The 25389-nt window shown below is 56.4% G+C and carries 26 protein-coding genes and 2 pseudogenes; 24 read left to right on the top strand and 4 right to left on the bottom strand.

Features of this window, described 5'->3' with window-relative positions; genetic code table 11:
* Window position 1 precedes the first annotated feature (1 nt).
* The gene (locus tag BLR08_RS05760) at window positions 2-199 is read right to left on the bottom strand and encodes a hypothetical protein (protein WP_072327461.1); all 198 of its coding nucleotides are present in this window, start codon (window positions 197-199) and stop codon (window positions 2-4) included.
* 90 nt (window positions 200-289) lie between these two features.
* On the opposite strand from BLR08_RS05760, the gene BLR08_RS05765 reads away from it, so the two are divergent.
* The 13 genes from BLR08_RS05765 (at window position 290) to BLR08_RS05825 (ending at window position 11078) form a co-directional block, all read left to right on the top strand.
* Window positions 290-631 carry a thioredoxin family protein gene (locus BLR08_RS05765; protein WP_072327460.1) on the top strand — a complete coding sequence of 114 codons (342 nt, stop codon included), beginning with the start codon at window positions 290-292 and terminating at the stop codon, window positions 629-631.
* Window positions 632-673: 42 nt separating this feature from the next.
* Window positions 674-1057, top strand: coding sequence for a sporulation phosphorelay system protein KapB (gene kapB, locus BLR08_RS05770; RefSeq protein ID WP_072327459.1), 384 nt, complete (start codon window positions 674-676; stop codon window positions 1055-1057).
* A gap of 20 nt (window positions 1058-1077) precedes the next feature.
* Window positions 1078-2505, top strand: a complete 1428-nt coding sequence (locus BLR08_RS05775) for a sensor histidine kinase (RefSeq protein ID WP_072327458.1) — start codon at window positions 1078-1080, stop codon at window positions 2503-2505.
* Between the two features lie 3 nt (window positions 2506-2508).
* Window positions 2509-3174 carry a response regulator transcription factor gene (locus BLR08_RS05780; protein ID WP_072327457.1) on the top strand — a complete coding sequence of 222 codons (666 nt, stop codon included), beginning with the start codon at window positions 2509-2511 and terminating at the stop codon, window positions 3172-3174.
* A 65-nt stretch (window positions 3175-3239) separates the two neighbouring features.
* Window positions 3240-4319, top strand: a complete 1080-nt coding sequence (locus BLR08_RS05785; RefSeq protein WP_072327456.1) for a Gfo/Idh/MocA family protein — start codon at window positions 3240-3242, stop codon at window positions 4317-4319.
* A 10-nt stretch (window positions 4320-4329) separates the two neighbouring features.
* Window positions 4330-4983 (top strand): trimeric intracellular cation channel family protein, encoded by a 654-nt coding sequence (locus BLR08_RS05790; RefSeq protein ID WP_072327779.1) that lies wholly within the window; start codon window positions 4330-4332, stop codon window positions 4981-4983.
* Window positions 4984-5009: 26 nt separating this feature from the next.
* Entirely contained in the window at window positions 5010-5507 is a 498-nt protein-coding gene (locus tag BLR08_RS05795) for a hypothetical protein (protein WP_072327455.1), read from the top strand.
* An 83-nt stretch (window positions 5508-5590) separates the two neighbouring features.
* Window positions 5591-6328, top strand: a complete 738-nt coding sequence (locus BLR08_RS05800) for a YhcN/YlaJ family sporulation lipoprotein (RefSeq protein WP_072327454.1) — start codon at window positions 5591-5593, stop codon at window positions 6326-6328.
* Window positions 6329-6539: 211 nt separating this feature from the next.
* On the top strand, window positions 6540-7211 hold the full coding sequence (locus tag BLR08_RS05805) for a response regulator transcription factor (protein WP_072327453.1): 672 nt from the start codon (window positions 6540-6542) through the stop codon (window positions 7209-7211).
* Complete coding sequence (locus BLR08_RS05810) at window positions 7208-8608, top strand: sensor histidine kinase (RefSeq protein WP_072327452.1); 1401 nt, start codon at window positions 7208-7210, stop codon at window positions 8606-8608. Before BLR08_RS05805 ends, BLR08_RS05810 begins: the two co-directional genes overlap by 4 nt.
* A 114-nt stretch (window positions 8609-8722) precedes the next feature.
* Window positions 8723-9637 carry an ABC transporter ATP-binding protein gene (locus BLR08_RS05815; protein WP_072327451.1) on the top strand — a complete coding sequence of 305 codons (915 nt, stop codon included), beginning with the start codon at window positions 8723-8725 and terminating at the stop codon, window positions 9635-9637.
* The gene (locus tag BLR08_RS05820; RefSeq protein ID WP_090585908.1) at window positions 9634-10350 is read left to right on the top strand and encodes an ABC transporter permease; all 717 of its coding nucleotides are present in this window, start codon (window positions 9634-9636) and stop codon (window positions 10348-10350) included. The genes BLR08_RS05815 and BLR08_RS05820 overlap by 4 nt, the downstream gene beginning before the upstream one ends.
* Complete coding sequence (locus BLR08_RS05825) at window positions 10347-11078, top strand: ABC transporter permease (protein ID WP_371117110.1); 732 nt, start codon at window positions 10347-10349, stop codon at window positions 11076-11078. The genes BLR08_RS05820 and BLR08_RS05825 overlap by 4 nt, the downstream gene beginning before the upstream one ends.
* A gap of 316 nt (window positions 11079-11394) precedes the next feature.
* Here BLR08_RS05825 and BLR08_RS05830 read toward each other — a convergent pair whose 3' ends face one another.
* Window positions 11395-12093, bottom strand: coding sequence for a response regulator transcription factor (locus BLR08_RS05830; protein ID WP_072327450.1), 699 nt, complete (start codon window positions 12091-12093; stop codon window positions 11395-11397).
* 258 nt (window positions 12094-12351) lie between these two features.
* Between BLR08_RS05830 and BLR08_RS05835 the strand changes: the two genes are divergently transcribed.
* Window positions 12352-12528: an aspartyl-phosphate phosphatase Spo0E family protein gene (locus tag BLR08_RS05835; protein WP_072327776.1), complete on the top strand. Its 177-nt coding sequence runs from the start codon at window positions 12352-12354 to the stop codon at window positions 12526-12528.
* 245 nt (window positions 12529-12773) lie between these two features.
* Here the strand turns inward: BLR08_RS05835 and BLR08_RS05840 are convergent, their stop codons facing one another.
* Window positions 12774-13097 (bottom strand): winged helix-turn-helix transcriptional regulator, encoded by a 324-nt coding sequence (locus BLR08_RS05840; protein ID WP_072327449.1) that lies wholly within the window; start codon window positions 13095-13097, stop codon window positions 12774-12776.
* A gap of 219 nt (window positions 13098-13316) precedes the next feature.
* Here BLR08_RS05840 and purT point away from each other — a divergent pair, with 219 nt between their 5' ends.
* The 8 genes and pseudogenes from purT (at window position 13317) to BLR08_RS05875 (ending at window position 18610) form a co-directional block, all read left to right on the top strand.
* On the top strand, window positions 13317-14522 hold the full coding sequence (purT, locus tag BLR08_RS05845; RefSeq protein ID WP_072327448.1) for a formate-dependent phosphoribosylglycinamide formyltransferase: 1206 nt from the start codon (window positions 13317-13319) through the stop codon (window positions 14520-14522).
* Window positions 14509-15297 (top strand): TIGR00266 family protein, encoded by a 789-nt coding sequence (locus BLR08_RS05850; RefSeq protein WP_072327447.1) that lies wholly within the window; start codon window positions 14509-14511, stop codon window positions 15295-15297. Before purT ends, BLR08_RS05850 begins: the two co-directional genes overlap by 14 nt.
* 67 nt (window positions 15298-15364) lie before the next feature.
* Window positions 15365-15637 (top strand): hypothetical protein, encoded by a 273-nt coding sequence (locus BLR08_RS05855; protein ID WP_072327775.1) that lies wholly within the window; start codon window positions 15365-15367, stop codon window positions 15635-15637.
* Between the two features lie 491 nt (window positions 15638-16128).
* A pseudogene (locus BLR08_RS31580) lies at window positions 16129-16347 on the top strand (YiaA/YiaB family inner membrane protein); the annotation flags it as partial.
* A 21-nt stretch (window positions 16348-16368) separates the two neighbouring features.
* Window positions 16369-16572: pseudogene (locus BLR08_RS31585) on the top strand (YiaA/YiaB family inner membrane protein); the annotation flags it as partial.
* 321 nt (window positions 16573-16893) lie between these two features.
* Entirely contained in the window at window positions 16894-17415 is a 522-nt protein-coding gene (locus BLR08_RS05865) for a metallophosphoesterase family protein (protein WP_072327446.1), read from the top strand.
* A 16-nt stretch (window positions 17416-17431) separates the two neighbouring features.
* A complete protein-coding gene (gene ytxJ / locus BLR08_RS05870) occupies window positions 17432-17773 on the top strand; it encodes a bacillithiol system redox-active protein YtxJ (RefSeq protein WP_072327445.1) in 342 nt (113 codons plus the stop codon).
* Window positions 17774-17806: 33 nt separating this feature from the next.
* Window positions 17807-18610 (top strand): alpha/beta hydrolase, encoded by an 804-nt coding sequence (locus tag BLR08_RS05875; RefSeq protein WP_072327444.1) that lies wholly within the window; start codon window positions 17807-17809, stop codon window positions 18608-18610.
* A gap of 160 nt (window positions 18611-18770) precedes the next feature.
* On the opposite strand, the gene BLR08_RS05880 is transcribed toward BLR08_RS05875, so the two are convergent.
* A complete protein-coding gene (locus BLR08_RS05880) occupies window positions 18771-23873 on the bottom strand; it encodes an AAA family ATPase (RefSeq protein ID WP_176835423.1) in 5103 nt (1700 codons plus the stop codon).
* A gap of 287 nt (window positions 23874-24160) precedes the next feature.
* On the opposite strand from BLR08_RS05880, the gene BLR08_RS05885 reads away from it, so the two are divergent.
* Window positions 24161-25069: a TIGR01777 family oxidoreductase gene (locus tag BLR08_RS05885; RefSeq protein ID WP_072327442.1), complete on the top strand. Its 909-nt coding sequence runs from the start codon at window positions 24161-24163 to the stop codon at window positions 25067-25069.
* Window position 25070: 1 nt separating this feature from the next.
* A complete protein-coding gene (locus tag BLR08_RS05890) occupies window positions 25071-25367 on the top strand; it encodes a hypothetical protein (RefSeq protein ID WP_072327441.1) in 297 nt (98 codons plus the stop codon).
* The last annotated feature ends 22 nt before the right edge of the window (window positions 25368-25389 follow it).

Below are 25389 nucleotides of genomic sequence, written 5' to 3' on the forward strand. Positions count from 1 at the left end.
ATTAGCTCCCGCCGGTGCGGCGACGCTGGTTGTTCGGCTTCTTGTGATTCTGGCTGCGCATGGTAGCGTCGCTGCCTGCCCGCTGCTGCGGATTGTTCTTGGCATCGGCTTGCGCCTGCTTCTTCTGGGCCAGCTTCTGCTTCATGGCTTCCGCAAGGCTGATTTTGCGCGGTTCTTCCGGTTGATTAGTCTCTGTCATGAGTTAACACCTGCCTGTAGGTCAATATATTACCACTATACCGGATTTGTCCACTGCTAAGCAACCATAATTCCAGGGGAGCGAACGAGATTGAAATTGCCGGAATGGACGGAACAGGAGCTTTTGCGCCGCCCAGCCGTGCTTAGCCTGGACGAACACAAGGAAGGCCCGCGTTATGTGCTGCTGGTTACTCCCTTGTGCGGAACATGCCAGGCGGCGCGGCGCATGCTTGAGATTGTGGCCGTCATGGACCCGGGCCTGAGGCTCGGACTTGCCGATATTAACCTATGCCGGGAGCTTGCCGGGGCGTGGCGGATCGAGAGCGTGCCCTGTCTGGTCGAGACTCGCGGCGGGCGTGTGCTCCGCAAGCGCTACCGGATGGAGGGCGTGCCCGCGCTGCGGGAATGGATAAGCGCAGGCGGCAGCCCCTGATCGTCAATTGCTCGTCATTTTCCGAGAGGAGAGAAAAATTTGATGTCTACTCATGACTTCCAACCAGGGGCGATTGTCAAAGCCTCGTATAAAACGGGCGAATACATTGGCGAGGTCGTCGAGCTGATGAACAGCGGCAAGCTCGCTGTCCGCGTCCTTGCGGTTGCCGGACATCCTGTCCAAGGAGATTTGCATCACCCGATGGACCCGGATGTGCCGTATTTTCATGAGCGTCCCGCGCTCGCCTACCAAGAGATCGCTTTGATGCCCCCGCACACGGTGAGCGCTTATCACGGAACCGTGCCGGATTACCGGACATCGCTGCTGCAAGCGCTGGAGCGAGAGCAGGAACGGCTGGACCGGATGCGCAGATGGGCTGAGCGCGGCCTGGAGGAGCTGGAGAAGCGGAAGCGGGACTATACATAAAGAAACGGAAGTGATCGATCATGCTGTTTGTGTTCGTCGGTCTGTGGACCATCGGCCTGCTGCTGATCTTGACCGATCCCAAACGTCCGACCACGCGCTGGATCAGCAGCATCGCCTTCACCGGCGGCTCCGGCGGATTGTCTGCGGTTATCGCCGACCATCTCGTTCCGGCCTTGGCCGCCGGAGGGTGGCTGACCCAGCCTCTGGCGGACTTGCTCGCCACGGCCGAGCGCATATCGTCGCTGACCTGCTACTACGGGCTTCCGTATACGTTCCTGATGTTCGCTATCGTCTATCATCCCGGTTATCCGCTGTGGAAAAATGGAGCGTGGCTGCCTTGGGCGCTGCTTGTTCCCGTGGCCGGCTCGCTGCTGTTCGACATAAAGCCGGGCGATCCGATCCCGTACGGGTACGTGACGGCATGGGCCACGCCGTATATTGTGGCAGGCATCGGTCTGCTGCTGTCCGTGACCTTGCAGGAGCGGAATTCATTCCTGCGGCGCAGCCGGATGCTCGTCACGGCCGCTGCCGTTCCGACGCTGCTGTTCGCGCTGTTTACGCTATATGTGCTGCCGACGTTTTTCGGGGTATACGAGTGGTGGCGGTACAATGCCGTGCTGATCGCCTTTACTTTGGCCGTCATTGTCGGCTCCAGCTTCCGCTACGGCTTCATGGGCTTGCAAATCTCCATCCAGAATCAGAAGCTCGATTATACGCTCCGCGCGATCACATCCGGTACATCGATTCTTAACCACGCGATCAAAAACGATGTCGGCAAAATCAGATTGTTCGGAGAAAAAATCAAATACGACGCAGAGGACGGACTGACCGACAAGGCGGAGCTGATCCGGGATGTCGAGGTCATTATGCGAGCCTCCCAGCATATCTATGATATGATCTACCGGATTCAGGGGCAGACGCAGGAGGCTGAGCTGCGGATGGGAGAGGTCCCGGCCGCGGACCTGATGCATGAATGTCTCGAGATGCTGGCGCCGGAGATGAAGGAGATCGAGCTGACCGAGCATTACGGGTATCGCGGCGTGCTGCGGGCCGACCGGGCTTTGCTAGCCGAAGTATGGACCAACGTGCTGACAAATGCGCTGGAGGCGATGCCGCAGGGCGGAGCGCTGACGGTCCGTATCACGGAAACCAAGCGCAAAATCGTCGTCGAAATCAAGGACAGCGGACATGGGATGGAGAAGCATCAGCTCAAACGGGTGTTCGATCCGTTCTATACGACCAAAAGCGGGAAAAAGATGAACTTCGGGCTTGGACTGTCCTATTGCTACGCGATCGTGCAAAAGCATAAAGGAACGATGAATATACATAGCAAGCCGGGCCAGGGAACAAGCGTATTCATGCAGTTCCCGAAGCCGGAGACGACGGAGAAGACGGCCTTGGGGCCGGACGCCGCATCGCCGGGAAGGGAGCGGTCGGAAGGAGGTTAGCGTATGCAGGAGGAAAACGAGTTCATACGCGTTGTTATAGTCGAAGACGATCAGGAATGGCTGGCCGGACTAAAGAGCTATTTGCGCCGGGAGCCGGATATGAAGGTTGTAGGGACGGCATCGGGCGGAGAGGCGGCCGTACGGCTGCTGGAGGAGCTGGAGGCTGACGTCGTGCTGATGGATATCATGATGTCGGATAACCCCGAGGGACTTTGGGCGGCGGCGGAGATCGTCAAATGCAGCGGAGCCAGAGTCATCATGCTGTCTTCCATGGAAGAAAAGGATATGATCTTCGAAGCGTTCAAGGCCGGAGCGGTGGATTATATGGTGAAATCCGACTTCAAGGAAATTCCGCAGACGATCCGCAGCGCTTATGCGAACCGGAGCGCGATCCATCCGAGCGTTGCGGCGCAGATGCGGGAGGAATTCCGGCGGTTGAAGCAGCTTGAGCATGAGGTCCGGGTGAAGGAACTGCGCGATCTGCTGACGCCGACGGAGGTGCAGGTGCTGGATCTGATCGAGAAGGGGCTGACCCAGACGCAAATCGCCGATACCCTCTTCGTGTCGATCCGCACCATCAAAGTGCATGTAGGTAATATCCTGAAGAAGCTGGGAGGCAAGAGCAGCAAGGAGGCTGCGCAGAAGGCAAAAGATATGGGCATCCTGTAACGGTTGTGATATAGTAGGTACGACATTTATAATCCGATCCAAAGAAAGTGGAGGAATCAAACGCGATGGCTGCAAATGATCAAATCCAAATCGGTATTATCGGCGCCGGAGGCATCGGCAACGAGCACATCAAAGGCTTCCAGGCTACGGAAGGGGCGGCCGTATGCGCGGTAACGGACGTATTCCAGCCGCTGGCGATCGAGAGGGCCGGGCAATACGGCATACCGAAAGTATATGTCACCTATCAGGAGCTGTTGGCTGATCCCGGGATCGACGCCGTTGTCGTGGCCGTTCCCAACGATGTGCATGCTCCTATCGCCATCGAAGCGCTTCAGGCCGGCAAGCATGTGCTGCTGGAGAAGCCGATGGCGCTTAATGCCGCCTCGGCCAAGCAGATCGTCAAGGCTTACCTCAAGAGCGGCAAGGTGCTGATGATGTCGCATCAAAACCGCTGGGAGTCCATCTACATGCAGGCCAAGGAGCAGATTGACAAAGGCGCCCTCGGCCATATCTACAACACCAAGGCCGGCTGGATGCGGCGCAAGGGCATTCCGGGCTGGGGTACCTGGTTCACGCAAATGCATAAATCGGGCGGCGGCCCGTTGATCGATATCGGGGTACATATGCTGGATTTGTCCCTGCATTTTATGGGCAGCCCCAAGCCTGTGTCCGTCTTCGGCTCGACCTATGCCGAGTTCGGACCGCACAAAAAGGGAATCGGCGGCTGGGGCAGACCCGATTGGAATGGCTTCTACGATGTTGAGGATCTCGCCTCGGCGCTGATCAAGCTGGATAACGGCAGCACGATAACGCTGGATGTCAGCTGGGCGGCCCATACGGCATTCCAGGATAACGGACCGTATATCAATCTGATGGGAACGAACGGCGGCGCTTCGCTGAAGCCGTTCAAGGGTACGCTGCATACCGAGCTGTTCGACCGGACGGCGGATGTGGAGCTGACGTTCCCCGAAGGCGACAAAGGCCCTCGATTGAGAATGAACGCACATTTCCTGGAATGCGTGCGCGAAGGCCGGGAGCCGCTTACCTCCGCGATGTCGGGACTGGCGAACTCTTTGGTGCTGGAGGCGATCTATGAATCGTCGCGGACCGGCCAGCTGGTAAACCTGGATTGGAGTCTGGAGTAGTCACATGCCGATGGATGAACTGCTTCAATTGAATTTACAGCTATTCAGCATGATCGGCACAATTGCGTTCGCTATATCGGGCGCAGTTGTTGCGATGGAAGAAGAATACGATATACTTGGCGTATTTGTACTGGCCCTCGTCACCGCCTTCGGTGGCGGGGTCGTTCGCAATGTCCTGATCGGCATCCCGGTGACGACCCTGTGGGAGCAGGGCAATTTGTTAAAAACCGCACTCATCGCCGCTTTTCTTGTCTTTATCGTGCCTGTCAGCTGGATTCGCAAATGGAAAACGTGGGAGTCGCTGTTTGACGCCATCGGCCTGGCCGCCTTCGCAATTCAGGGAGCTTTGTACGCCAAGCAGATGAACGTGCCGCTGTCCGCCGTCATGGTAGCGGCGATGCTGACCGGGATCGGCGGCGGGATGATACGCGACGTTCTGGCCGGCCGCAAGCCTCTCGTGCTTCGTGATGAGATTTACGCGGTATGGGCGATGCTGGCCGGTCTGATGATCGGGCTCGGCTGGGTGCAAGGCTCCTGGCAGCTGCTGGCGCTCTTCGCCGCGGTCGTGCTGCTGCGCATGTTGTCTGTTATCCGCAAGTGGCGGCTGCCGCGGCGTTCGCTGAAGCTGTCGGACGAGCCGTCTATGGAGAAGAGCGGAAGCTGAATAGAGGAGAGGAGCAGTGGCCAACTATGGATCATAAGTCGGATACGTCCTGGAAAGAATGGAAGCTCGTTCCGTCCGCCTCGATGCAGGAGAGGCTGGAGACCGTGCGCACCTTGCGCGAGGATGAATTGGAGCTGTACGAGATCGCCAAGGACAAGCTGACCGGCGAGCACTATTTGCACTACGCCTATCTTCACCGGAATATCGGAGCGATCGGCACGAACGGACAGGATGAGGTTTTTCATCAGCTGCTGCCGCTGGAATCCGACGATGTGCTCGGGATCATGTTCAGCGAACAGCCGTATGCTTATCCGGAGCACTGGCAGAAGCCTTTTCTACGCAACGGCCCGGAGGGCGACTATGTATGGTTCGATCCGTCTTATACAGAAGCGGAAGGCGAATATGAAGCGCTGGGACAGCAAATTCTCGAGGAGCTGAACCGGTTCAAGGCGGAAGGCGATCTGTCCGAGGCCGCAGTGGAGCGTCTGCTGCGGAAGCTGGAAGCGGATTCCGAGGAAAAGTGACGGGATCGCGCATAATTTCCTTCCGATGATTCATCCTAAACCTGGAGTCTCCAAAGCTAGGAGAAACAGGAGGGAAGTGCAGGATGCAGATCAGAAGGACCGGCAAAGCCGCCGTTCAAAGCCTTGCTCTCGCCGCTGCCGCCGGGCTGCTGCTCACAGGCTGCTCGGGCAATCATGCTTCCGGAGAGAAGCCTGGAGCCGGACTCGCCGACTACCGCCAGCAGGCGGTCTATGACCGCGATTCTCGCAATAATGAGGACCAGTCGCTTGGCGTGAAGGACCGCTGGATTCAGGAGCAAGAGAACCGGAAGGGACCGGAATACACAGGCAGGACTCAACTGGACATGACCAACCGTCATCTGGCAGGCACGATGGCGTTCGATCCCGGTATTGCGGCGAAGATCGCGGAGCTGCCTGGCGTTCAGGCGGCTCAGGTGCTGCTGACGGAGGTTAATGCCTATGTGGCGGTCGTGCTGGACGGACATAATCCGGACGAGGAAGCGAACCCCGATACGACGACTCACCGGATCACGGAGAAGGGCGGAGCCGGTTTGTTCGGAACCGGCCAAGGGACGCCGGAGCGGATATCCTGGACGGAGAGCGGAGGATTGGCCCACAGCAAGGCCGATGAGATCCGCAAGCTGGTCCTCTCCTCAGCGTCGACTCAGATTCAGGACGTGTATGTGTCGGCCAACCCTAACTTTGTGCAGCGCGTCCGCCTGTACGCCCGGGAAGAAAAAAACGGACTCACGCCTTACATGAATGAATTCAACACGATGATTCAACATGTGTTTCCGGATAATGTAAATACCCGCAAATAACCGGCGTTTACTTCTTTCGTAAGCCTTTCGTTCGCCCGCATGGCGAAGCGGAGGGCTTTTTTCGCTGTAGAACAAGTGGTTAGCTGCATGAACAAATGGGTTTATGCGAAAGATTTAAACGAAATTTAACTTTCTATCCCCCGGGGAATCTCCTAGAATGTAAAACATACTTAAAGGTTAATCACTTTCCTGATAAATGGGGTGTCCGCGGATGAAAACGATCTTGTACATCGAAGATGACCGGGAGATCGGCGAATGGGTGAAAACGGACCTGGAGAGGCGAGGTTACGCTGTAAACTGGCTTTTGTCAAGCGAAGGAGCGCTTGATGGGGTAAAGCAGGCCGATCTGGTCGTGCTGGACATTATGCTGCCTGGCCTGGACGGTTTTTCCGTCGGTCAGAGGCTTAAGAAAGAAGCGCCGTCCGTCCCTATTCTGATGCTGTCGGCGCTTGCTTCAGTGGAGGACAAGCTGCATGGCCTCAGCTTTGCGGACGACTACATGACCAAGCCGTTCCATCCCGACGAGCTGGCGGCCCGGCTTGAGGTTCTGCAGCGAAGATTCGGCCAATCGTCCGGCCAGGACATCCAGGTCGGCCATATCCTCGTGCGTCCGGACCGGCAGACCGTTATCGACAGCCGAACTGGCGAAGAAATCCCGCTGACGGCCAAGCAGCTGCAAATTTTGCTGTACTTTGTCAAGCATGGCAATCAGATCGTTACGAAAGAGCAAATCTATGAGTCCGTGTGGGGCGAGCCTTATATGGAAGGCGACAAAACCGTGATGGTTCATATCCGGTATTTGCGGGAGAAAATCGAGATCGATCCGAGCGATCCCGTTATCATCGAAACGATCCGCGGGATCGGGTACCGGGTTAAGTTATGAAGAACTGGTTTCGTCATTCGCTGCTCTCCAAATATGTTCTTATTATTTGCGGGGCATTGCTGCTGTTGCCCTTGGCCTTCATTCTGGTCCCCATTATTATATTGATTTCTACGCATACATTAGGCGGCTGGGGCCCGACGGAGGAGACTGCGGCCCGATACGGGCAATCCGGCGACCTGGAGCGCATGTGGCACCGGGAAGCGGCGAAGCTGGAAGGGGAGCCTGCCGGCGTTATCGACGACGAGCTGCGCCGCCTGAAGGCACTTTATCCGGAAGCCGGCATGCTGTGGGTTGATGAGTCGGGCAGGACGCGTCTTCAACTGCTGGAGAACCGCGATTACCCGGACATCTGGTCGGTCCCGTACACCATCCGTTTTATGAAGGAGCGGACGAATGGCGATCCTTTTACGATCGTTGCTTTCATCGGGAAATCCCAGTCCCAAGGCTTTATGATATTCGAGCTGCCGCGCGACTATATGAAGCCGCAGGGACAGCGTTTGCTGGAAGGCTATAGTATGGCGGTTATCACGGGGATGCTGCTGGTGCTCGGCGCGTTTTTGTTTATTTCCTTCGTATTCTTCAACCAGATCAGACGCCGGCTTGTCCGGCTTCAATGGGCGATGACGCAAACTTCCGACAGAGGAATTCCCGATCAGATCATCGTTCAGAACAAAGACGAGATCGGCCTGCTGGAAGCCGAGTTTAATGTGATGGTGAACAAGTTGGAGCGCAGCCGTGCAAGAGAGGCTGAAGAGGAGGAGCTGCGCCGCGATCTCATCTCCAAGCTTTCCCATGATCTGCGGACCCCTCTGACGACGATTCGCAGCCACGCTTACAGCTTGCGTGAAGAGCAGCTGTCGGATAGAGGGGTCGCCTCCACCTTGCTGATCGAACGGAAAATCGAGCATCTCAGCGGGCTGATCGAAAATTTATTCTCTTATTCGCTGCTGTCCGCCGGCAAATATCCGTACCGGCCGCAAAGCGTTGAAATGGTCCGCACGGTGCGCACGCTGTTCGCCAGCTGGTATCCGGTGTTCGAGCAGCATGACTTTACGATCGAGCTGCTGCTTCCCGAGACGGCGGTGTACTGGCAGCTGGACCCCGCTTGGCTGGAGCGCGTGCTGGACAATTACTTTCAGAATGTGCTCCGGCATGCCGGCTCCGGTCGGTATATCGGGCTGGAGGTGACCGAGCGGCATGGGGGAGCCATTACGATCACCGATCATGGTCCGGGGATGAGCGGCGAATCCGCCGAGAAGGGAGCAGGGCTCGGGCTGTCCATCATCGCTCTTATGCTGAAGGAGATGGGATTGAGCAGCACGGTCGCCAGCAAGCCTGGGAAAACCGTGATCCGCATCTCGCCGGCCGTTCGCAAAGACCCGGAGCCGAACCCGTAGGCTCGCCAATCCGGAATAGGCGGCTGTATGTTGATTTTTAAACGAATTTTAAACGAAACGTTGCTTTGGATTTAACCTTGAGGCTGTATCATAGGCTTCGAGGTGATGAGAAGCATGAGTTCATGGATATTGGAAACGGAGAAGCTTACGAAAACGCTCGGCGGTAAAGCCGTAGTGAACGATGTCAAGCTGCAGATCGGGAAAGGGGATATATACGGCTTTCTGGGGCCGAACGGAGCGGGCAAAACGACGACTATCCGCATGCTGCTCGGTTTGGCCAAGCCGACCCACGGAAGCATCCGCATTTTCGGGAAAGAGCTGAGAAAAGAGAGGCTGGCCATCCTGCGCAAGGTAGGCTCGCTCGTTGAATATCCTTCCTACTACGGGCATTTGAGCGCGGAGGAAAATCTCGAGACCGTCCGCCGGCTGCTGGATGTGCCGCGTACCCGGATCGGAGAGGTGCTGGATATGGTGCGGCTGACCTCGGAGTCCAAGCGGCCCGTCAAAGGGTTCTCGCTCGGGATGAAGCAGCGTCTCGGGATCGCTACCGCCTTGCTGGGCCAGCCCGAGCTGCTCATTCTGGATGAGCCGACCAACGGGCTCGATCCGGCGGGTATTCTGGAGATCCGCGAGCTGATCAAGCGGATGCCCGAGGAGCTCGGCGTAACGGTCGTCGTATCCAGTCATCTGCTGTCGGAGATGGAGCAGATGGCGACTAGGGTCGGGATTATTGCCAAAGGAAGGATGATTTTCCAGGACTCCATCCAGTCGCTGCAGGCTAAGGCGCCGGCGAAAATCCGGCTGGGCGTAAGCGAGCCGGAATCCGCTTGGCGGATGCTGCTGTCGGCCGGCTATCAGGCGGATTGGGACCGGAGCCGGCTAACGGTAAACGGGGCCAACGATCATATCGCCGCGGCGATCGTATCCAGCCTGGTCAGACATGACTTTGAGGTGTACCGGGTCGAGCGTGAAGGCGCTTCTCTCGAGCATATCTTCCTGGACATGACCGGCGGGGAGGGGAGCTTGTGATCGCGCGTATTATGGCGTCGGAGCTGCTTAAAATCCGCAGAAAAATGATCTGGTTCCTGATCATGCTTGGGCCGGCGGGCGTTATCGGCCTGCAGGCAGTAAACTTCGGGCTGCGTTATGACTACTTGATGAAGCGTTATGCGCAGAATCCCTGGGGCGGACTGATCGGTGAAGTCGCCGTACTGACGGTGCCTACGCTGTTCATCGGCTTGACGATCATCGCCTCCATGAATGCGGGCATCGAGCATCAGATGAATGCCTGGAAGCAGACGCTTGCGCTGCCGGTGACGAAAACTCAAGTGTTCCTGGGCAAATTTCTGCTCACGCTGCTGCTGCTCGGGTGCTCGGCGACGCTATTGGCCGTCGGCATGGTAGGGCTAGGCGGCGCGCTTGGGCTGGACCTTACCGCGGTACCGTACAGTAAGGTGCTTATGATGAGCTATTTTCCTTACTTGGCGATCATTCCGTTCATCTCCCTGCAGGTTTGGCTTTCCATCACGATGCATAATCAGGCGATTCCGCTTGTCATCGGTTTTGCAGGAACCGTGTTTTCGATGTTCTCCCTCCGGTTCGGCGATTGGATGCCCTACAAATGGCCTTATCTGCAAAACGCCGCGGACAATCCGCTTTATTCCATCGCGCTTGGCATGCTCGGAGGCGTCGTGGTGCTGGTTGCCGGCATGCTCGAATTCGTACGGAAGGATGTGAGATGATGCTAGCGATCATACGATCCGAATGGCTGAAGCTGCGCAAGACGGTCATATGGCTGCTCGCGGCGGTCAGTCCGTTGCTTGCGGGAGCGGTCGCGCTGCTGGACGCGGAGCGCACGCACGATTCTTCGGCGTGGCTTGTCGCGCTTTCGGTTATGTCCGCGCTGCATGCCTTACTATTTCTGCCCCTGCTGACCGGAGTATTTGCCGCGCTGCTATGCCGGTATGAGCACATGAGCGGAGGATGGAAGCAGATGCTCGCCCTTCCTGTACGGAGAAGCCAGGTCTTTCTCGTCAAGTTCGGCTTTGTCGTTCTGCTGCTCGCCGTGACGCAGCTGTTATTCCTGGGGCTGCTGCTGCTCGTCGGAATGTCGCTCGGCTTCGCCTTCCCGATCCCATGGTCGGAGCTGCTGAGCTCCTTGTCGGGCGGCTTGCTGGCCTGCCTGCCGCTTGCTGCGCTGCAGCTCGGGATCTCCATAGCATGGCCGAACTTTGCCGCGCCGCTCGCCGTCAACGCGATCTTTACGCTGCCCAATTTGCTGATCGTCAATTCGCGGGAGTTCGGCCCTTATTATCCGTGGGCTCAGCCCATGCTGGCCATGATGCCTAATACCGGTGAGGCCTATGGCGCCTTTCATGTATCCGCCTTTACTTTATACGGTATCATCCTTGGCGGGCTTGTTCTGTTTCTGACGTCAGGCATGATCTATTTCTCAAGGAAAGCGGTCTGACGAGTAGCCTTGCGGACGGACGGATGAGAGGTGGGATGGGCACGACCGGAGCTGTAACGGAACTCGCTGACCCTTCATACAAGGCTTTCATTTGGCAGAGGACATAAACGATCTTTACCGCAAAAAGAACCCGGCTAGCGGGGCTGTTGATAATGAGTCAACAGCCCGCGGTGGCCGGGTTTTTGAAGGTTTCCGCGTATTGTCCTGTATTTTTGTCGCGTGGGGAGGGGGATTTCAACAGCGCTTGAAGTCGTCCCCATTGTGCATGGATTGTACGGTTATTGTATCTTCCGCTCCGGTATTCAAACGACATGTCCTACATCTCGAATTTATAGCCGACGCCCCAGACCGTTTTGATATGCTTCGGTTCTTTGGGCTCGGCTTCGACTTTTTTGCGCAGGTTGGTAATATGAACATCCACGGAACGCTCTGTGACAAAGGAATCGATTCCCCTGATTTTGTTCAATAATTCCTCTCTTGAGAACACCTTCCCCGGGTATAGCCAAAAGTTTTTCATAATCTCGAATTCGGAGTAGGTCGTATCGATCGGCTGCTTGTGAACATAGATGCAGCGCTTTTCCATATCCAGCACAATGTCGCGCGTATCCACAGCCGGGGGCTCGGGCGTCAAAGCCGCGCCACTCTGCTGGGTCAGGGCGGAACGCCGCAGCAGGGCGGTTGTGCGCGCGGCAAGCTCTCTCATGCTGAACGGCTTGCACAGATAATCGTCCGCCCCGTTCATCAGGGCGTTGACCCGCTCGGAAACTTCATTTTTGGCGGAGACGATCATGATGGGGACAGAGGATATCCCCCGCAGCTGCTTGCACAGATCGATGCCGTTCGTATCCGGCAGCATCAGATCCAGAATAATGACATCGGGGCGATGCTCATTGAACATCTGGATGCCTTGCTGACCGTCATAAGCCCGATTCACCGTATAGCCTTCTTCGCTCAAATAAATGGATATCATATCCGCGATACCATGATCATCTTCAACCAGCAATATTCTAGACATGACAGTCCACCTCAACTATCGAAATATATTAGGAATCGGTTAGCAAAATTCATATTCGCCACATGCGGGGCTGTAACTTTCCAAAATATTCGGGTTCATAATACAAGTAATTCAACAAAATCATGACAAGTTGCAATTTTGTGATTTCCATCATTTTGAATTGGTTAAAGATAATGTAACAGAATGACGGAGCGCTTAAATCGATATAACGCCGGTTCGTAAATGCGAACTGCGAATGAGGAGGATACGATCTTGATCATGACAACTGTCCGCCTGGAGTGCCAAATTCAAAAATGTGTGGATGAACTGAGCGACCTGGTGTCCGGCAAAGGGCTCATGCTTACTGATCCGAAAGTCGTCGGAAAGAGCATGGAGCTTGACCAGTTAATCCTGCGGGCGATGCATGAATCGCATCCGATGCGCCAAACTTCCTGATCCTACCGGAGGCAGGCTCAAGAACCGCGCTGCCGATCCGCCGGATCATGTAAATTATGTAAAACATCCGAACCTGCGGCAATGGAAAGACGATTCTGTCCGGAATCGTCTTTTTGGCATGCTCTGCTCTGTGCAGGAACGGAATAGGACAAGCTCGCTTTCCAGTCGAAGCGCGGAACAAAGCGAAAGCGCTTTAGAGCGAACGACGCGAAATGGCCATGTCAAGAAGAAGGAAGAAGCGAGTGCTACTCTTGGCAGCACCACGATTCTCCCCAGTTTTGCACAGCCTCCATGACGGGCTGCAGCGCTTTGCCTTTTTCAGTAAGCTGATATTCAATCCGTACCGGCGTTTCCGGATATACATGCCTGCTGATGACGCCGACCGCTTCAAGCTCCTTGAACCGTTCGGCCAGCATCCTGTCGCTCATGCCCGGTATCATTTCTGAAATATCCTTAAATCTCCGAGGGCCTTGCAGCAGCGCGCGGACGATTAATCCTGTCCATCGCTTCCCCAATATTTCAAACGCCGCTTCAAACCTCGGACACATCGTTTGTGGATGATCTGACATCGTTCTCACCTCTTCTGTATCCATTTTAACATAAGTTACTTCGTTTAAGTAAGATTTTTGTGTCCAGTTTGCATATCTTGTCCGAATCTGGCCTCTGCCATCACAATTGAAGGGTTCCTTGTTGTCGATACTTGCATATTTAGGTTGAAAAAACGGAGCAAATCCAGTATAAATGCGATAGGAGTCTGCTTTCATTACCGATAGGAGGAATGGAGTTTCATGTACGGAGCACCTTATACAGGACAAGCCCGCAAGATGCTGCTTCTTGGTTCAGGGGAGCTGGGCAAGGAGGTCGTGCTCGAAGCGCAGCGTCTCGGCGTCGAAACGATCGCCGTGGACAGGTACGCCCATGCGCCGGCCATGCAGGTGGCGCACCGTTCCCATGTCATCGATATGCTGGATGGGGCCGCGTTGCGGCGGGTAATCGAGGCGGAACGGCCGGATCTGATCGTGCCGGAGATTGAAGCGATCGCGACGGAAACGCTCGTCGAGCTGGAGGCGGAGGGCTTCAAGGTCGTCCCGACGGCCAATGCGGCCCGTTTGACCATGGACAGGGAAGGGATACGCCGCCTGGCTGCGGAGACGCTGAAGCTGCCTACGGCGCGATATGCGTTCGCCGACAGTCTGGATGAGCTTAGGGCAGCGGTGGCAGAGATCGGTACGCCATGCGTGATCAAGCCGATTATGAGCTCTTCGGGCAAAGGCCAGAGCGTATGCCGGACGCCAGAGGAAGCAGACCAATGCTGGAGCTACGCCATGGAAGGGGGCAGAGCCAAGAAAGCGCGCGTTATCGTGGAGGAGTTCATCCGCTTCGATTCGGAGATTACGCTGCTGACGATCCGTTCGGTCAGCGGGACGACTTACTGCGCTCCGATCGGGCATATTCAGAAGGACGGGGACTACATCGAATCATGGCAGCCTCACGAGATGAGCGACGAACAGATCCGGGAAGCTCAGCAGGTCGCCGGTGCGATTACGGAAGCTCTTGGCGGATACGGAATATATGGCGTAGAGCTGTTCTTGGCGCCGGATCGCGTCTACTTCAGCGAGGTCAGCCCGCGGCCGCATGATACGGGGATGGTCACGATGGCGACCCAGGATTTGTCCGAGTTCTCCTTGCATGTCCGCGCCATATTGGGCCTTCCGATTCCGGATGTGCGCGTGTTGACGCCCGGCGCTTCCTGCACGCTCAAAGCTGACCGCGACAGCACGGCCTTCCGGATAGGCGGTCTGGAGGAAGCTTTGGCGGTGCCGCATACACAAGTCCGCGTATTCGGCAAGCCGGAGACGAAGCCCGGGCGCCGGATGGCGGTGGCTCTTGCGTCGGCCGACGAAGTGGAAGAGGCAAGAAGCCGCGCCAAGCTGGCCGCGGGTCTGCTGCGCATCGAATACACGACAGGGAGCGGATCGAATGAACGCGCATGAGATCGATTACCGGATCGAAGGCTCGGAGATGCAATACGTGGAGATCGAGCTTGATCCCGGCGAAAGCGTAATTGCCGAAGCCGGCAGCATGATGATGATGGATCAAAATATCGCCATGGAGACGATATTCGGCGATGGCAGCGATCAAGGCAAGGGCTTGGTCGGCAAGCTGTTCGGGGCGGGCAAACGGCTTCTGACGGGCGAGAGCCTGTTTATGACCTTGTTCACGAACAGGGGGCAAGGGAAAGAGAGCGTCAGCTTTGCCTCGCCTTATCCCGGGCGCATCCTGCCCATGGATTTATCAGAGCTGGGCGGCAAGCTGATCTGCCAGAAGGACTCCTTCTTGTGCGCGGCCAAAGGCGTTTCGATCGGCATCGATTTCCAGCGCAAGCTGGGGGCCGGCTTCTTCGGGGGCGAGGGCTTCATCATGCAGAAGATCGAAGGCGACGGACTTGCTTTCGTTCATGCGGGCGGCGCGATCTGCGAGCGTATTCTGCGTCCGGGCGAGCTGCTGCGGGTAGATACGGGCTGTCTGGTGGCGATGACGCAGGATATCGATTATGACATCGAGTTTGTCAAGGGCGTCAAGACGGCGTTATTCGGAGGCGAAGGGCTGTTCTTTGCCACGCTGCGCGGCCCGGGACGCGTCTGGATCCAATCTTTGCCGTTCAGCAGACTTGCGGACCGGGTACTGAGCGCATCTCGCGCAGGCGGACGCAAGGAGGAAGGCAGTATCCTCGGCGGGCTCGGCAATTTGCTTGACGGCGACCGTTAAGAACGTTATCATTCATAATACAGCGTTTGAGTCTCAATATATGTATAGTGGAAAAGGAGTTCTGGAGATGGCATATAACCCACAGGTCGTCGATGCCAAAATCGTCAGCCATAATCCGAAGAACGGATTGTTCGAGATCGTAGCTCAGCTCAAAGACCGGACGGTATGTCGTCTTATCTATGGAACGGACGCATCCGGCAGCCTGCAGCCGACTCATATCAACCGGCTGCTCAAAGAGCCTTGCCCGATCTGCCGCAAGGATTTCTTGTGCAACTGCATGTCCAAGTTCAAAGGAACGATCTCCGAGCAAGCTTTGGAGATTGCAGGCAACCCGAGCTAACTGTTCGTTAGCCGACAATCATGGATGAGATGCGAGGAACCCGTCAGCCCCGAGGCTGACGGGTTTTTTGGCTTGAACCTCAGTACGTATAAGCTCCGGCGCTTGTTCGGTTGCTATAAGGCAAACGGCACTGGCTTCTAAAAGCGTTCTCCTCGAACGGCAGAGTGATTGGCAAGCTCGATACGTAGGGACGACTGGCAAGCTCGACTGTAAAGGATGACTGGCAAGCTTGAGTGGCAAGGGCGACGTTAAGGACGACTGGTAAGCACGAAAGGTAGGGACGACTGGCAAGGACGACTGGAAGTGCAGCGAAGTTACCGCCTAGCCTGCAGCCGAGGCCTCGCTCGGCTTTACCGGCATTGGTGATAGCGGAGGGGGAGTACTACATAAAGATAGTACTGGTCGGTTTTCGAAAAGCTGGTAAGATGTAACTATAACCACCTGGTCCTAAAAGTTCATCTTAAAAATAACCGTGAAGAGGTGTCGAGATGATGAAAAAACGGAATACCGGAGCTTTTACCTTTCTGGCTTGGGCATCGTTTGCTTTCGCGCTGCTGGCTATGTTTATCGGAATTTATACGCTGGAAGAGTCGCTGTCGGTCAAAGGCTATTATGCCGTGACCGCGCTGTACCTGACGATGGCGTCGTTCGTCCTCCAGAAGACGATCCGCGACAATCAGGATGATGAAGGGGAGCGGACCAAGCGGAACACCAAAGCCTTTACATTCTTGGCCTGGGCGGCATTCGCCACGGCGCTCGCCGCGATGTTTATCGGCATCGTCAATTTGAATCAGCCGCTGTCCGTTCAAGGTTATTACGCGGTGACGGCATTGTTCCTGACGATGTCCTCGTTCGTGCTCCAGAAAACCGTTCGGGACAATAAGGAGGATCAGGATCTGGAAGGGAAAACCGACGCGATAGAGTTCAGAGAGTAGTGTTACAAGCGGGCTGTCGCGAAGCAGTAGTGGATTGAGAAAAGGCGAGGGGCTACTCCCGCATTTATGAAGAAAGGTCGAGCCAGGGCATGCATTTGTCCCTGAGCTCGACTTTTTCGTTCCTGGCAGCCTGCTTGGGCGAATCCAGCGCGCGATTCGAGCTCGCAAGCCCGCGGGCGGTCTTTTAGACGGGAGAAGTCTGGTCAGAACGGCCGCTGCAAGCCCGCCGGCAGTCTTGTAGGCTCGACCCGGGTCGCCTGTTTTGTTCTCGTCCGGGCAATTATGGTAGAATAAAATACACAGCTGCAAAGGAGATGAAGCATGCGTATCGGTATCGTGTCGGACACCCACTTGTACGATCACAAGCCGGAGCTCCCGGCCGCTTTGGTAGAGGGCTTGCAGGACGTGGATCGCATTCTTCATGCCGGAGACTGGATCGGCGAGTCGATCGTGGATCGCCTCGCTGCGATTGCGCCTGTTGACGGCATCGCTGGCAATAATGACGGTCCCGGCATCGTACGCCGCTTCGGCAGGCGGAAGGTGCTGGAGCTGGCGGGACGCCGGATCGGTCTCATCCATGGGGACGGGGGCCGTTCTACGCCGGATACGGCGTATCGGGCTTTCTGCAGCGCGGAAGGAAAGCCGGAGGTCGACGTGATTGTGTTCGGCCACTCGCATATCCCGTTCTCGGAGACGCGGGGCGGCGTCCTTTTATTTAATCCCGGGTCGCCTACCGATAAGCGGCGGCAGCAGCTTTTTTCGTATGGCATACTGGAGCTGACCGATCGGATCGAAGCCCGGCATGTTTATTATGCGGACCGCAGTCCGGCAATTCATTCATGATAAGGAGGAGAAGCATATGGCTACTTGGAAGGAAATTACGACGAATGAGGAATGGGAGCAAGCTCTGGAGAACAGCAGCAGCAAGCCGTTAGTAGTACTGAAGCATAGCACGGCATGTCCTGTCAGCTTCAACGCGCTTCAGGAATATGAGGCGTATCTCGGCAAATCGCCGAACGAGAATGTCGACTACTTGCTGGTCAAGGTTATCGAATCCCGTCCGGTATCCAATCAGATAGCGGAGGACACCAGCGTCAAGCATGCTTCGCCGCAAGTGCTGTATGTCAAAAACAAGGAAACGGTGTGGAACACGTCGCACTGGGCGATTACGGAAGAGCATCTGCACGCCGTCCTGAGCTGATGGAGTGACGAAAGGCGAGAGGAGCGTGCGAGCATGAGCCAAGGACACGTAATCCCTTTTTCATTTTTTTCGGGGGCGTTGTTTGCCAGAAAGGTATGTCAGGTATACCTGCCGGCCGGGTACGCGCAGGAAGAGGACGAGCGATATCCTGTTATTTATTTGCTGCACGGCCTTAACGGGGATGAGACGAGCTGGGTAGTCAAAGGAAATGCGGTATCGACGCTGGATGCGCTGATGGAATCCGGCGAGCTGAGCGAAAGCATCGTCGTGATACCGAGTGACGGCGGCTATGGCCACGGCACGTTTTATGTGAACTGGTACGACGGGACCGGACGTTTCGAGGACTATTTCCTTTATGATCTGATCCCGGCGATTGACCGTGAATTCCGGACGATCGCGGATCGCTCGAAAAGATCGCTCGTCGGCTTGTCGATGGGAGGGTACGGAGCGTTCTCTCTGGCCCTGCGCAACCCGGACATGTTCGGAGCCGCAAGCAGCATCGCCGGGGCGCTGATCAGCACCTCGCTGCTGTCGCCGCAGGAATACAGATCGGAGACGCCGCGAATCATGGGGCCGCTGCACGGCCCTTACGCCAAGCAGCTTGACCTGCATGTGCTGGCTGCCCAACGGGTCCGCGAGGAGCTGCGACCCGCGCTGCATTTTAACTGCGGGCGCGGCGATTATCTATTCCCGGCCAACCAGGCGTTCAAGGCGCTGCTTGACCAGATCGGGTATGAGCATGAATATATGGAATTCGAAGGGGAGCATGAGTGGGCCTACTTCGGAGGACATCTGCCCGAGGCGTTAAGATTTATCGAGCGTACGCTGCACAGTTAAAGCCGAAAGAAACGGCCCGCAGTTTTCGACTTGTCTGCACCGACAAGCGAAACTGCGGGCCGTTGGCATTCCGATACGCCGCGGGCAAGCAGTGCCGGTCCGCCGCGCGCCGCGTCCGCTCTAGGGGAGCGAAAGGCACAGTCTGCGCGCCGCGTCCGCTCTAGGAGGAGCGGACGGCAGAGTCGGCGCCGCGCTCCCTCAGTCCCGGAGGCAGGTCCTGCGACTGTCGCCGCTTCGGCAAGTAGACGAAAAAGGAGGTGCCTTCATGAAGCTTGGAGATGCAGTCGATCCGCCCTCCGTAATGCTCGGCATAATGCTGGGCGATATGAAGGCCGAGACCGGAATTGCCCGATTCGGGCTTTGTCGTGAACCCTTTATCGAAAATTTTCGCCAGCTTGGCCTCCGGGATATAGGAGCCCGTATTGAATACGGTTAGCTTATAGCCGTCCTGCTGCTCCTCCAAGGTCAGCCTGACTGTCCGCAGCGTGTCGTCAGGCGGGATCGCTTCCACGGCATTCTTGAGCAGATTATGCATGATGCTGGAGAAATAACTGATCGGAAGCGTAAGCTCCTCGAAGGTGCATGCCAGATCGCCGTCCACTTGCAGCTCGACTTTCCCGGAGATGCAGGTAAGAGATAGATTGTTCAGAACGACGCCAAGCACCGGAAATTTCACCGAGCCGATCACCGACTGGTGAACAATCTCTTTGCACCAGACGGAGATATAGTCCTTGGCCATATCGTACTTGTTCATCATAAGCAGGGCATGTACGGTTTGGACATTGTTGATAAGCTCATGCTGAGCCTTCCGGATGTTCAGCATCGTTGCCTCGGAAGACTGAATCCAGCGCTCCTTCTCGCTGAGCTGCTTGCGGATGCTCCGCTCCTGCTCTTCGAGCAGCTGCAGCTTGTAGTCCCTGGATTCGATGTGGTCGTACAGCTTGGCGTTTTCGATCAGGACGGCAATCTCCGAAGCGAGAAGCTTCAAGGTTTGCAGACGCTCTTCATGGAACACATGGGTCGCCAGATTGTTCTCCAGATACAGGACGCCCACCAGCTGCCTAGAGCGGCTGACCGGCAAGGACAATACGGATCTGGGACGTCTGGCTTGAATGTACGGGTCCTTGCCGAACAGCTCGGAGTGGACCGCATCGTGCAGCAGCACGGGCTCAGCCGAGCGGGCTGCATACTGGATAACCGATATGGCGGCATGCTCGCAGCTATCGAGCGGTGAAGCCTGCAGCGCCTCGAACGGCGCCTGCAGCGATTTCTCGGCTTCGATGTACAACCGTCCGTCACGGACCAGCGTCAGCAGCCCGCGCTCGGCTCCCGCATGCTCCAGGACGATGGCCATGATCACGTCCAGCATCTGCTGGAGCACCGTCTCCCCGTACATCGCCTGGGAAGCTTTCACGAGGCTCGACATGTCGATGGACGATTCGGCTTGGCCCCGACCTACGAGATACGGATACCGTTCGTCCAGATCGGCGACTTTGCGCTCGGCCCCCGACTGGGCGTACAAGCTGCGCGCCTCCACCAGGTAGGAGCGGGCGATCTTCAGCTTGCCAAGTCGGAAATAATGCCGGGCCGCGCATTCGCTCGCTATGGCTTCATATTGCATGGAGCGGTGCTTGCCGGCATAATGAATCGCTTGGTCGTATTTCTCTTCGGCCATATGGCGGTCGTCATGGATACGATGCCACTCCGCCTCTAACAGCAGCTTCAGATGCAGAAAGTTGTCCGGTGAATGCTGCGCCCACTTGTCCAAAAATCGAAGGCTTTTCCGGATGCGGGAACGGTACCGTTTCTTCTCCGCAGCCCCGGCCTCCGGGTATAGTCCAGCCAGCACCATCGCATAATTGAAATGATGCAAATGGATATGCAGCATGCCAAACACGTTGGACAAGGATGCCTCGGCTTCCTCCAACAGCTTCCTCGCTTCGTGTAAACGCTGGAAGAGATAATACGTATGTCCCTGCATCGCATAATACGTATGAATAATGGCCTTATTGGTATAGCCCGGGAGCTCCGAGAGCTCCTCGGTGGTCATGAAGCATTCCGTCTCTGCGTCCGTACCCGGGGGAAGCAGCGGCGTCTTCTCCTTCAGATTCAGCATATACCGCTGAAGCACGGTCAGGATCATGGCGGTGTCCCGGTCCTTGGCCTTTAGAATAAAGCTCTGGTACTGCTCGGTCTCCTTAAGCACATCCGTCAGATGATCGCCCTTGAACAGCCGGAGGAAGAAGCTGAAGGTGATGGCATACCCTGCGTACACGAAGTCGCCGGATTGTACGCCGAACTGATAGGCTTTATGCAACTGTTCGATATTGTTGGAAATCGGCTCCTTCACTTGGCTCGTGAAGGCTCCGTAACCGAAATATACCTTGCATTTGACCGGCAGATGATTAAACGACTCGCTAAGCTTCACGCCAAGCATCCCATAGTCGTAACCGGCCTGCAGTCTGCCGAGCACCGAGCTGGATATGACGCCGTAGGTGGAGTAAGCGAGCGCGCTGGCCTCCGTATGGCCGTTCAGGAGCGAATAGTTGAACATGCGCAGCATCAGATAAACGTACAACTCCGAGTTCAGATAATAGGCGGGCGCGATCAGGTGGAGCAGCAGGCGAATGACGGCTTGATGATGAGCGTCGGTCATGACCGGAATGTCCAGCAGATCGTCGACGCTGCGCGTTCCTTTGCGGACTTGGGACTTCAGCAGCTCCCACAGGATCGCCGACTTGCCGACCCGGGACTTGATCCGGATGCCGAGCAGCTGCAGCCCTTCGAGGCCGATGCGCAGCGCTTCCTCATGCTCTCCCATATTGGTGCAGAGCACCATCATCAAGGTGTGGGCATCCGCCTTCTCCAGCCGGGTCTTCGCATGGCCGAGCGCCGATGAGAAGGAGAGCTTGGCTTCCTCGAAGTTGCCGGATAAATATTCGAGCTCGGCTTTCTCCAGCAGAAGGGCATACGCCACCGCATATTGCGTGTCCCAGCAGTCAGTCTCCAGTAAATCGCAGCCATGCCTGGCGTAGCGCAGCCCCGTATCGTAGGCGGAGCTTGTTTTGGCCCGGCGGCAGGCGATCAGATTCAGCTGGGCGAGACGCTCGCGCTCTTCGCGGGATTGAAGCAATGAGGAACCGAGATTCAACTGGTTCGCTATTTCGAAGGAATGCATCTCCAGGCTGCCGGCCAGCCGGTACTTCTGCTCCAGTATGCGGCCAATCTTTAGATGCATAGCAGCTTTATCCTCGTCCGACACAAGCGAGTAGAGGGCCTGATATACGCGGTCATGAAGAAATTTATAGGCAGCGCTTTCCTCGGCTTCCGCGCCTCTTAACAGGCTGGAGCCGTGAATCAGTCCGTCCTTCTCGGCCGTAAGCAGCGCTTGCCGGATCTCGTCGTGCTCCAGACCGCTGGACAAAGCGAGAATGTCCGTCGTGAATTGATGGCCGATGCATGCCGCATGCATGAGCAGATGCTGAATCATCTCCGGCAGCCGTACGATTTTATTGATCATGAAGTCGACGACATTCTCCGTCATGTGCAGCTCTTGAATCTTGTCTTCGTCCCAGGTCCACAGGCAGGTGGCATAATCGAACCAGAGCAGCTGCTGCTCGAAGATCGAACGGAAAAGCTGCTTCGTGAAAAAAGGATTGCCTCTCGTTTTCTGCATCATCAGCTGGGACAGCTTCTTGACCGAACGGCCGCTTGGCTGAAGACTGTCTGCGAGCAGGCGCTCCAGATGGCCGGCTTGAAGCGCTTCGAGACGAATTCCTGTGTAGTGAAAATGCTTGCTGCCCTCCAGATGCTCCATCAGCTTGCGCAGAGGCGCTTGATTGGCGCCCATCTCGCGGTCGCGGAAAGCGCCGATGTACAGGCAGCCCCTCGCGAGGGAACCGATGCTCATATCGTGCAGCAGCTGGATGGAAGCGGCGTCGGCCCATTGGAGATCATCCAGGAAGACGACCAGCGGCTGCTCCCTGGAGGAGAACACGGACAAGAAGCTTTGCAGCGTCAGGACGAAGCGATTGTGCATCTCGGCGGGCGGCAGCTTAGGCAGCGGATTTTGCGGACCTAACAAAGCCTCGAAGGAGGGATTCATGTCGATCAGGACTTGTCCGTTGCCTCCTACGGCCTGCAAAATCTGATCTCTGCGCAGCTGCAGTTCGTCCTCTCCGAGCGTAAGCAGGTGCTGGTGAAGCTGGTTGCCTGCCTGGTGGAGCGCATGATAGGGGGTATCGCGCTGGAACTGGTCGAACTTGCCGGAAACAAACAAACCTCCCCGCTGATGGACAAGCTTCTGGAACTCATGGATCAGGTAGGATTTGCCGATCCCGGATATGCCGGAGACAAAGACAACTTCCCGGCTCCCGGTCTCGGCTCGTTTGTAGGCGTTTTCCAACAGCTGCAGCTCGTTCTCTCGGCCGTAGATGGACTCCGAGATGGAGAACTGGTCGGAGATTCTGTCTGCTTCAATCTCATAGTCTTCGATATAACCATGGCTGAGCAGCTTTTCCAGCGCGGTGTTCAGATCACGCTGCAAAGCGAAGGAGCTGGGGTAGCGCCCGTCCGGCTGCTTCACCAGACATTTGTTCACGATATCCGAGACTGGCTTCGGAATATGCCAAGCTGTCAGCGGCTCCGGGTCTTTGGCGACATGGCTGTGCGCCAGCTCAGCGGGATCGGCGCTGTCGAAAGGGTGAACGCCGGTGAGCATGCGGTAGAAAAGAACGCCCAGCGCATAAATATCCGTACGCGGGTCCACGCGGCGGTACAGCCGCCCGATCCGTTCGGGAGCGGTGTATAACAAGGCGCCTTCATCTCCGTCCGGCTGCGGATGAGCGCCGGGATTTTGCTCCGCAGCCGCCGAGAACGGAGCCGCGAGATGCAGCTCGGTCAGCCTGCATGCCCTGCGATTAGATTCGACAAAAAAGGCTTGAGGGGACAGCGCCAGATGAAGATGCTTCGCCTGATGAAGCTTGCTTACGGCTTCGGCCATCCCAGCCGCCAGATGGAGGAATAACGTCAGCTCCATGGGTCCGGAGCGTATGTAAGAGACAAGCGGCTGTCCTTCAACAGGCTGCATGAGCAGGGCTGGAACGCCGTTCCACTCGGCCGGCTCCGCGGGCATCCAAACGCCGGCGGACTGCAGCTTGGCCGCTTGCCGGAGCTCGGCTGGAAGCCTCACTGAAGAAAATTCATTTGCGTATTCGGGATGCGGAGCCTTCAAATAGCGGATCATGCCGGTTTCTCGTTCCACGGCTCGATATAAACTCATGCGGCCATATGCGTCAACCGGCTCGACGGATGTTTCAATGAAATCCCAGACCAATGCGGCGACCTCCGATGCTAGATCTTCTGATGCTATTTTACTTTCATTAACTAGCTTAAGCAACCGTTAAAGCTTCCATTTCTTTGACATGGACAGACAAATCCAGATAAATTTCGCAATATTCGCCTGGAAAGACTTCCGCTATTTTTCATCCAGTCCGATTTGATATATAATGTAGGGCATAATCAGGTTTGGAATCAGGCGGAGGAATGTAGATGAAGGTGGTTATTACCGGTGGTACGGGGTTTATCGGCAAGCATTTGATTGATTATTACATCGCGCAGAAGGCGAGCCTGCTGGTCGTCACACGCAAGAAGCAGAAGTCGTCCCATCCTCTGATGCGGTATGTGACCTGGGATGAGCTGGAGGCCGGAGCGAAGCTTCTGGATGGCGTCGACGCCATCGTCAATCTGGCGGGGGAGACGATCAATCAGCGCTGGACGGAGGACGCCAAGAAGCGCATTATGCAGTCCAGGCTTGATGCGGTTGCCCGCGTCAGCTCCTGGATCGAGAACATGGAGAAGAAACCGGTGCTGATCAATGCATCCGCCGTTGGCATATATGGGATGTCGGAGACCGAAAGCTTCATCGAGGAAAGCGAATGGAGAAAGGACGATTTTCTGGCCAATGTCGTGGACGAGTGGGAGGCTGCCGCCGAGCAAATCCCCGATACGCGGGTGGTGCTGCTGCGCCTTGGCGTAGTGCTTGGCAAAGACGGCGGAGCTTTCCCGAAGATGATCGCTCCGTTCAAGTTTGGCTTTGGCGGCCGGATCGGCTCCGGCACTCAGTATATGTCATGGATTCATATCGACGATCTGTGTCGTCTGATCGACTTTTGCATCGCCGATGGTGAGCTGGAGGGGCCGGTGAATGCGACCGCTCCGGTATCTATCAGCAATGATGAATTCAGCCGAAGAGTTGCGGCCCGGCTCGGCAGGCCTAATTTCTTCCCGGTGCCGGCGTTTCTGATCAAGCTGATGTTTGGAGAAATGAGCCAGCTGCTGTTGAAAGGCCAGCGGGTACTGCCCAAGGCTGCGCTGGATCGCAATTTTCACTTTAATTATCCGGTCATGGAGCTTGCGCTGATGGATCTGCTGCCGGACGGGAAGCAGGGGGGGAAGTAGCATGCTTACCTATGGCAGCACGGATGTAAGCGAGCTGAAGTTTACTTCGATGAAGCATGATATCGATATCCGCGATGAGCGGTGGGTAGACGTTTATGTGCGCTTGGAAACGGAAGCGCCCGAGCTTGTGCCGGCTTCGATCGGGGAGCTGGGGGCGCTGCTTGTCGCCACAAGAGACGGCCTGCTGGTGGAGATTGCCGCGCAGGATGAAGGCCGAGATTGCGAATATCAATTTACCGAATCGGAGAAGGCGCAGCTGCGGCATTATTACGAGCAGCAGGTGCGTCCGACGATCTAACGCGCGTTTGCCCAGCACAAAG

Origin of the sequence: Paenibacillus sp. cl123 (genome assembly GCF_900101595.1) — a bacterium.
Classification (GTDB): domain Bacteria; phylum Bacillota; class Bacilli; order Paenibacillales; family NBRC-103111; genus Paenibacillus_G.